Origin of the sequence: Micromonospora sp. WMMD736, assembly GCF_049179015.1 — a bacterium.
Classification (GTDB): Bacteria; Actinomycetota; Actinomycetes; order Mycobacteriales; family Micromonosporaceae; genus Micromonospora.
Genome location: NZ_JBMHMI010000008.1, coordinates 1 through 7,858, shown reverse-complemented (window position 1 = coordinate 7,858; position 7,858 = coordinate 1). Strand labels below are relative to the sequence as shown.

The 7,858-nt window shown below is 64.4% G+C and carries 4 protein-coding genes and 4 tRNA genes; 7 read left to right on the top strand and 1 reads right to left on the bottom strand.

Annotation, left to right across the window (positions count from 1 at the left end; genetic code table 11):
- The 7 genes from ACN269_RS32475 to ACN269_RS32445 form a co-directional block, all read left to right on the top strand.
- On the top strand, positions 1-3,033 hold a 3,033-nt coding region (locus ACN269_RS32475), incomplete at its 5' end, for a hypothetical protein (protein ID WP_421476811.1).
- A 33-nt stretch (positions 3,034-3,066) separates the two neighbouring features.
- The gene (locus ACN269_RS32470; protein WP_421476809.1) at positions 3,067-5,076 is read left to right on the top strand and encodes a DNA/RNA non-specific endonuclease; all 2,010 of its coding nucleotides are present in this window, start codon (positions 3,067-3,069) and stop codon (positions 5,074-5,076) included.
- 192 nt (positions 5,077-5,268) lie between these two features.
- Positions 5,269-5,733, top strand: a complete 465-nt coding sequence (locus ACN269_RS32465; protein ID WP_421476807.1) for a hypothetical protein — start codon at positions 5,269-5,271, stop codon at positions 5,731-5,733.
- A 515-nt stretch (positions 5,734-6,248) separates the two neighbouring features.
- Positions 6,249-6,335, top strand: a tRNA-Leu gene (locus tag ACN269_RS32460).
- A gap of 31 nt (positions 6,336-6,366) precedes the next feature.
- Positions 6,367-6,442, top strand: a tRNA-Lys gene (locus ACN269_RS32455).
- Between the two features lie 4 nt (positions 6,443-6,446).
- A tRNA-Lys gene (locus ACN269_RS32450) sits at positions 6,447-6,518 on the top strand.
- A gap of 121 nt (positions 6,519-6,639) precedes the next feature.
- A tRNA-Pro gene (locus tag ACN269_RS32445) sits at positions 6,640-6,717 on the top strand.
- A gap of 64 nt (positions 6,718-6,781) precedes the next feature.
- Here the strand turns inward: ACN269_RS32445 and ACN269_RS32440 are convergent.
- Positions 6,782-7,768, bottom strand: coding sequence for a glycoside hydrolase family 6 protein (locus tag ACN269_RS32440; protein WP_421476813.1), 987 nt, complete (start codon positions 7,766-7,768; stop codon positions 6,782-6,784).
- Positions 7,769-7,858 lie beyond the last annotated feature (90 nt).

Here is a 7,858-nt window from a genome sequence, read left to right as displayed (position 1 = left end):
CTCGACGACGATGTGAAGCTGACCGCGGCGATCTCGACGCACTTCGACCCGTTGAAGGTGCTCGGCACCGAATCGCTCATCGACGACCGTCGGGTCGAACAGATCGACGGCCTGGCTGCTGTCTGCGACGAGGTCGAGGTGGCCGGCAGCGAGTACCGGCACTGGTCGATGCGAACCGAGGCCCGCCATCACGTGCTGAAAACCATAGCCGCACAACCCGACATCGGCAGGCGCCTCAATGAGATCGAGGTGGCACCGGACGACAACTTCGCCAGATATCTCAGCGACGGGCTGCGCGGGGCCGATCTGAGCGTGCTAATTCAGCCCAGCGCGACCTCTGCTGTAGCTGGCGGCATCGAACTCGATTGCCTACTCCGGGCGGTTCGGGTTCTCAAGGATCTGCCCGATCTGCCGACGGTTACCCGTGACCTCGAACGGAAGGTGCGCCGAAAGATCGCCCTGACCGAGTCCGAGAAGATGCTGCAGGCGGTGGTGCCACCGAAACTCGTTGGACGCGAGGATGACTACGCGGCCTTAGCCGACTACTGTTCGACCACACTCGAGACCGGTGGGGATTGGGTGCGTAGTTTCGGCCTCATCGGGCTCGGCGGCGTCGGGAAGTCGGCACTGGTATCCAAGTTCGTGTCCGACCGTCGTCAGGCTGGTTCGGCGCCGCTGATCTATTTTGACTTCGACCGAGCCTCGCTGATCGAAGCCACCCGGCTCGATCTGACTTTCGAGTTCACCCGCCAACTCGGGCTGGCTGAGGCGGCGCTCGAGCAGCCGTTGTCCGAACTTCGCCAGCGATCGCGCGCGCTGCTCGGGGGACGGGAGAACGACGACATCGACATCGGTGCGGGTGCGTCGTCCGACGCGCTGCGCGACCTCGCGTTGCTGCTGTCGTCGTGGCCGCTACGGACGGCGCCGGTGACACTCGTCCTCGACACCTTCGAGGAGGTGGCTATTCGCGGCGTCACCGCAGTGCGAGATATCCTCGAGTGGGTAGCTGAACTGCGAAACATCGTGCAGTTGAGCCAGATTCACCTCATCGTGAGTGGACGCGAGGTGATCCCGGACGCGCCGTATCTACCGGCCGCAGAGGTTGAGGGATGGTTCAACTTCGAGCAGAAACGTGAGCTCGGCGACCTCGGCACGGACGAGGCCGCTGAGCTGCTCACCGAGCTCGGCGTTGAGCCCCCGCTGGCAACGCGCTTTCCGCCGGTGTTCGGCGGAAACCCGCTGGTCCTCAAGCTGATCCAGCGCTTTGTGACGACCAACGATCCTGCCGAGGTCGAGAAGCTGATCGAGGACGGCATAGCGGCGCACGGTCATGCGCCGGCCGGCGAGGTCGGACTGCGGTTCGTGTACGAACGGATCCTGAACCGGATCAAGAACGACAGGGTGAAGGCACTGGCGTACCCCGGAATCGTGCTCCGGCGAGTCACACCTGAACTCATCCTCGAGGTCCTGGTTCCCACGTGTCGAAACCGCCTCGACGTGACCACGCCTGCGGACGCACAGCGAGCGTTCGCCGAACTCGCCGAGCATGTGTGGCTGGTCACCCGGGTCGGGCCCGACGCAGTTGTGCATCGCGCGGACCTACGCCGGTTGCTGGTGCCGGGCCTGGAGCGCAGCACCGACATCGACACCGAGGCGATCCACCGGGCGGCCGCAACGTATTACGCCGCTCGGCGCGATTCGGCGAACCCCGACATCACCAAGGCCGCCAGGGTCGAGGAGATCTACCACCGTGGATTCCTCGACGACATCCCAGCCGACATGGCCGCTGGCGAAGCAGACGAACTCGTCCGCAGCATCGCTGGTGATCTTCAGAACTGGCCGGTGCACCCACGGGCAACTGTGAAGGCGGTCGCCGGGCGCCACGACCAACTCACCGAAGAAGAGGTGGCGTCACTTGATTTCGAGCAACAAATTCGAACCCGCGACGTTCGTCTGGGCAAGTACCACGCCTCATCGGACATCGACTCGGCGACGTTCGAGGAGACCCAACTCGGGCAACTCCAGGGCTATCCGGATGCGCCAACGGCAGCCATTCCGGAGTCGCGTTGGGCACTCCTGTTCGACCGCGGTGATTTCCAGTTCATCAGCAAATCATCGCGAGTGCTCAGTGCGTTCGACGGGTTCTTCACCGCCGGCCGCTCCTCGTATGGGGGCCTGCTGAGCAACCCGACCCACCGGCACCCGTGGTTCATCGCGCTGGCCGTCCTGATGGTGGAACATGGCGGCCGACCGATTTTTTCGGATGCAGCACTGGACGCACTGGATGTCGGTGCGGCGGAGTTTCGGCGCTACGGCGCGGCCCTCGCAGCACTTGCCGGAGATCAGCGTGCTCACCACCGGATCATCAAACAGGTCCGGGCCGAGATGCCGCCGAGGCTCGATCTGAAGACTGTCGACGACATCGTGGTGTGCCAGGCGGCCGCGTCAGGTGGTGACCTCGACGGCTCCGACACGAGGTTTCAGACGTTCTGGTGTGACCAGTTCCGGTTGTCACACCTGGCCGCGATTGCCGCCAACGCCCATGACCGCGCGCTCACCGATTCGATCATCGAGACGACCGATCGCTACCTCGCCCGCAGACCGGACACCGCGGACCTCAATCGATTTCGGGCGACGCTGGCCCGCGAGCCCCTTTCCCTCGGCGGCGCCAAAGAGCTGCTGGCGGCGCCGACCACCCTGTCGTTCTGGTACGGAGCGGTCAGAACCGTCGTCGAGCAGCTCAACCGGACCCAGCTTCTCGAGGTGGTCCGCGAACTCGAACAGCGATCGGTGTTTTGGCCCGTGGACCTCACCGCCGACCCGCTGTCCACGACGCTGCGCACGGCGATCACGGCAACCGAGCTCACCGCGCTGATCGAGACGGCCGATCGCTGCGGGTTGCTCATCGATCTGGTCGAGGCCGCCTCCTCGAGAGCCACCACGAACCTGTCGTTGCAGCTGGCATCGGGGATCAGGCGAATCGAGGGTCTGCTGTTCCCGTTGGCCAAGCCGCACGCAGAACTACCCCGCTAGCAGACGAAAGACCCACTGACAAAGGAGTATCCGATGGACGCGTTGACCCGGCTCAAGGCAATGAACACTGCGATGCGACGTCGCGACTACCGATTGAACTCTGAGCTGCGCGAGCGCGAAGAGGGCGAGGGGCCCATGGCCGAGCTGCCCGGTGGCGAGCTCCAACTGGAGACCATCGTCATGCGCACCGGCCGTCCGGTGTTGGCGGTCAAACACGACGAGGCGCAATTGACGTTCGATGACGCCGACAGCGAGGTGTGGAGAATGCGGCTCACCGAGGCACGCCCGCTGCTCGCCCGAGCGGCCAAAGCCGTTGGCAGAATCGAAGTGGAAGGCCACAGCCTTGAATGGCTCGGCACGGGTTGGCTCATCGCCCCGGAAATCATCGTGACCAACCGGCATGTGGCTGCCGAGTTCGGCCGCAGGAACGGCGCCGGACTCATTTTCCGTCAAGGCCTGAATGGGCAGCCCATGCGCGCCTCTATCGACCTTCTGGAGGAGTTGGATCGTGACGACAGCCTTACATTCGAGCTCCGACAGATCCTGCACATCGAGGACTCCGACGGCCCGGATCTCGCGTTCCTGCGCGTCGATCAGTCCGGGGGTGAGGCGCCGGCCACGCCGATCGCACTTGCCGAGACGTCGGAACCTGACGACTTCGTGGCCGTCATCGGGTATCCGGCACGGGACAGCCGCATTCCGGACGCCGACCTGATGGACCGAATCTTCGGCGACGTCTACAACAAGAAGCGGCTCGCACCGGGCCAGGTGCTCGACCCCATCGGCGGCACACTTCGGCACGATTGCTCGACGCTGGGCGGCAACTCGGGATCGGTCGTGCTGTCGCTGGGTACCGGGGACGCCGTCGGCCTGCACTTCGCGGGGAGGTTCCTGGAAGCCAACTTCGCGGTGTCCAGTCGCGTCGTCGCGCAGCGCCTCGAGGATCTGCGCAGTGGGCGGACGAACCTTTCTCGGTCCTCCGAAGACCGACCGGATGTGCAGACTGCGCGGCCACCGGCGGTCCCGACACCGCTCGCAAATCGGTCGTCGACAACGACGCTGACCCAGCTGGTGCCGGTGTCGATCACCGTCCAGATCGGCGACCCCTACCCGGCGCCCGTCAACGGCAGCCGCGTCCCGGCTCCTGCGACGGACGTCGGGGTGGTGGACGACTCGGGCGAAGACGGCGAGGTGTTCGTCGAAGCGGTCGCCGAGGACTACATCGACAGACAGGGCTACCAGGCGTCATTTCTCGGCGACGATCTCGACGTGCCGCTGCCCATCATCACCGGCGACCCCGACGACGTCTTGACCTTCGAGTTCAACAGCGTCGACGAGCAGGTGCTGAGGTACCAGCACTTCTCGACGTTGATGAGTGCCAGCCGGCGGCTGTGCCGATTCAGCGCCGTCAACATCGACGGCAACCGTCCCAAGAGGTTCGCCCGAGTGGGTTGGCGCACCGATCCGCGCATCCCCGAGACCGCCCAGATCAAATCCCAGTGCTACGGCAACCCGCCCAGGTTTTCGCGTGGTCACATGACGCGTCGCGAGGACCCCATCTGGGGATCGGACAACGCGGCGTCGCGCGGCAACACCGACTCGATGCACGTCACGAACGCGGTGCCACAGATGCAGCCGTTCAACGCCGGCGTCTGGCTGGATCTCGAAGACTATGCGCTACAGAACGCGCGGCGCGACGACATGAAGATCTCGGTGTTCACCGGCCCGTTCCTCGATGACGCGGACCCCACCATGTTCGGGGTCCAGATCCCTGTCGAGTTCTGGAAGGTCATCGCCTTCATCCACGACGAGACAAACGAGTTGTCGGCCACCGGCTACACGATGTCGCAGCGGGACTTCCTGCGCGAGGAGGAGTTCATCTTCGGGGCGCACGAGACGGCGCAGCGGTCGATCCGCTCGATCGAGCTGCGCGCCGGGATCTCGTTCGGGCGACTCGCCGAGCTGGACCCGTTCGTGGAGCCCGAGGGGATCGCCCCGCTGCTCACCGATGTGCGCCAGATCCAGTTCATTCGACGTCGATGACCGCACGCCCGCGCCGGGGCCGACGGTGTCGAGGAACGAGCCAGTAGCCAGCGGCAAGGCAAACGGTGTCGTAGCTTCGCGGTCTAATTGGTTGACAAGGCGATTCGGGGGCTGCGTAGGTGCGATCGGGACGTCCTCTGCACGCTTCGCACTCGCCGAACAGGGGTTGACACCCCCGGTTCAATAGAGCCTATGCGTCGTCACATCACTGCAGTAGCTGCCGTCGGCTCGTTGGTCCTCATTTCCGCCCCGGCCGCGGCGGCTCAGCCACTACCGGCCATCGACGACATCGACAGCTTTCCGATCGCCCAGGGCAACTACAAAGCGCCCAACGAGTTCTATGGGTTGTACTTCCAGACCCCGGACGGTCGGTTTTGCGGGATCCTGCCCAACCGGGGCCCGGTGGGATGTGACGCAGTGCCCGAGGACGCTCCGGGAGGCACCAACCAGACCCTCGTCCAAAGCGGAGGACCCGCATCCTATCGCTACTCCGGTACTCCGCTGTTCACCCGAGACGTCGATGTGCTGCCCGAGGGCCACCGACTCGAAAACTGGGGTGCCAGTTGCGGCGTCGGCTACCAGGGGACGGTGACGTGCAAGCCTTCCGGCGGCCGGCATGGCTTCACCTTGAACAAGACCTATGGTGTCCTCTGGTAAATCGGCGCACCAGACGAACACCTTGCAGCAGTAATTTGCTGGGATGCTCCAGGTACGGGGTGTTACCGTTACTGGATGACCGTGTTCGCACACGACTATGACTGGCTCGCCGAGGCGACACCCTCGGCGACTTCGTCGTGCGCGGACTTCCCCAGCACTCCGGTCGGGACGACGGTGGAGCCTCGTAGCGGCTATCGCCCGCCCATGGACTTCCGTTCGACTTGCCAGCCTTCCGCCCCGTCAGGGGGGTGCGCCCGGACCGGAAGCAAGGGCCAGAAGGAAAAATCTCATACTTCTCTCAACATTTCTGATTCCCCTGCACGGAACGTCGTTTGACGTCCCGGTAGTTGTCGCACCCAAATAGCCTGATCAGCAACGGATTTCGTCGGAGAATGCGCTCGACAAGTGTCGCCTCGTCCAGCACCATGCTTACAGCACATCAAGTGCTGATGCGGCGGGCCACGCGAACACTCTCGTCACATCTGAACTTTCAGAACTACACAGTGGTGGCATCCGCGCTCGTGGCGGAATTCAGGTAGACGCGTCCGGCTCAGACCCGGATGTCCAATGCGGGCATGCAGGTTCGACTCCTGCCGAGCGCACTAGTGGTGTCTAATACAGCGAGACTTTTCCGGGTCGTTGGTGAAATCGAGTATCACTCTTGGCTTTTACCCTTGAGTTCCGGGTTCGAGTCCCGGGCGGCCCACCAACCAGCGCCGTTAGCTGAGCTGGAATAGCACCAGACTCTTTATCTGGAGACGGGGGATCGAAACCCTCACGGCGTACAGATGTTTCCAGTTCGCAGGCCGACAATGGACGTAACTGGTTGCAGGGTAGCTCAATTGGGAGAGCCGCGGACGCTCCCATCCCGCACGGTAGACGTTCGAGTCATCCCATCCGTGCCAACGGGACGTGGCGCAATATGGTTAGCGCACCTGGTTCGGATCCAGGAGGTTACACGTTCACATCGTGTCGTCCCGACCAGGCGTCCGCAGCTCAGTCGGAAAGCACCTGCCGGGCGATCGTCATACCCGAGTGCTTTGTCGAGCTACCAGCCGGCGGCGTTGGCCAAGTCGATGGCGTACTTGTTGACGAAGGTGCCCGCACTCGGTGCGCCCCGGCAGGCTCCGTCGGATTCGCCGGGACGCTTGACCCACAGGAAGGCGTCGACCTGGGGGTTGCCGGTGGCCGTGGTGGGAGCGACGCCCAGCGCGCGACCGCTGGGGTTGCACCAGGACAACGGGTCACCCTCGACGGGTCCGGCTCCGTTGCGGGACGTGTCGATGACGTAGTGCGATCCGCCGGTCAGGCCCGAGATGGTCTGCCCGTAGCCCATCGACTCCTCGGTCGTGTAGAAGTTCGCGGTGTTCAGGCTGAACCCGCGCGCCTTGGCGACGCCGACGTCGTTGAGCCGCGCCGCCATCACGTCGGCGGGCACCCACCGTGAGTGACCGGCGTCGACGTAGACGGCCGTGGCGGGGTTGCGGGTCAACGTATCGACGGCGTAGCGCATCAAGTCATAGCGCTCTTGCTGCTGAGCCGGTGACAGGCAGTCGGCCATGGCCAGCGCGTCGGGTTCGAGGATGACTGCGGCGGGCCCACCGCCGATCGCGGCTGCGACACCGTCGATCCACGACCGATAGGCACCGCTGGACCCGAACCCACCCGCGGCATAGCTGCCACAGTCACGATTGGTTATCCCGTAGAGAGCCAGCACCGGCATGGTTCCCGCGGCCTGCGCCGTGGCGATGTACTTCGCGTCCACGGCAGGAGAAGAGATGTGATCCATCCAGTACGCCGTCGGCGTATTCGCGATCGCCGCCAGCTGGGGGTTCGAATCGCCTTGGGCGGCGCGCATGGCCTTCGACGCCGGATTGAGATAGAACGGCAGCCCGACCAGCGGGTTCGCATCGTTGACCAGTTTCACTGACGGGGCGGGCTGCTCATCGACGAACGAAACCACAAAGCCGGCGACGGCGGCGATCGCCAGGAACGGAGCGATCCAACGCGCGGCAGCGCGAACTGCTGAGAACATCACGCCATGGAACCTAGCGGCGCTCACCAACGAGTGCCAACCCCGCTTGCCCCGTCCGGCAAGCGCTGAAATGCCCGGGGCGTTCCACCT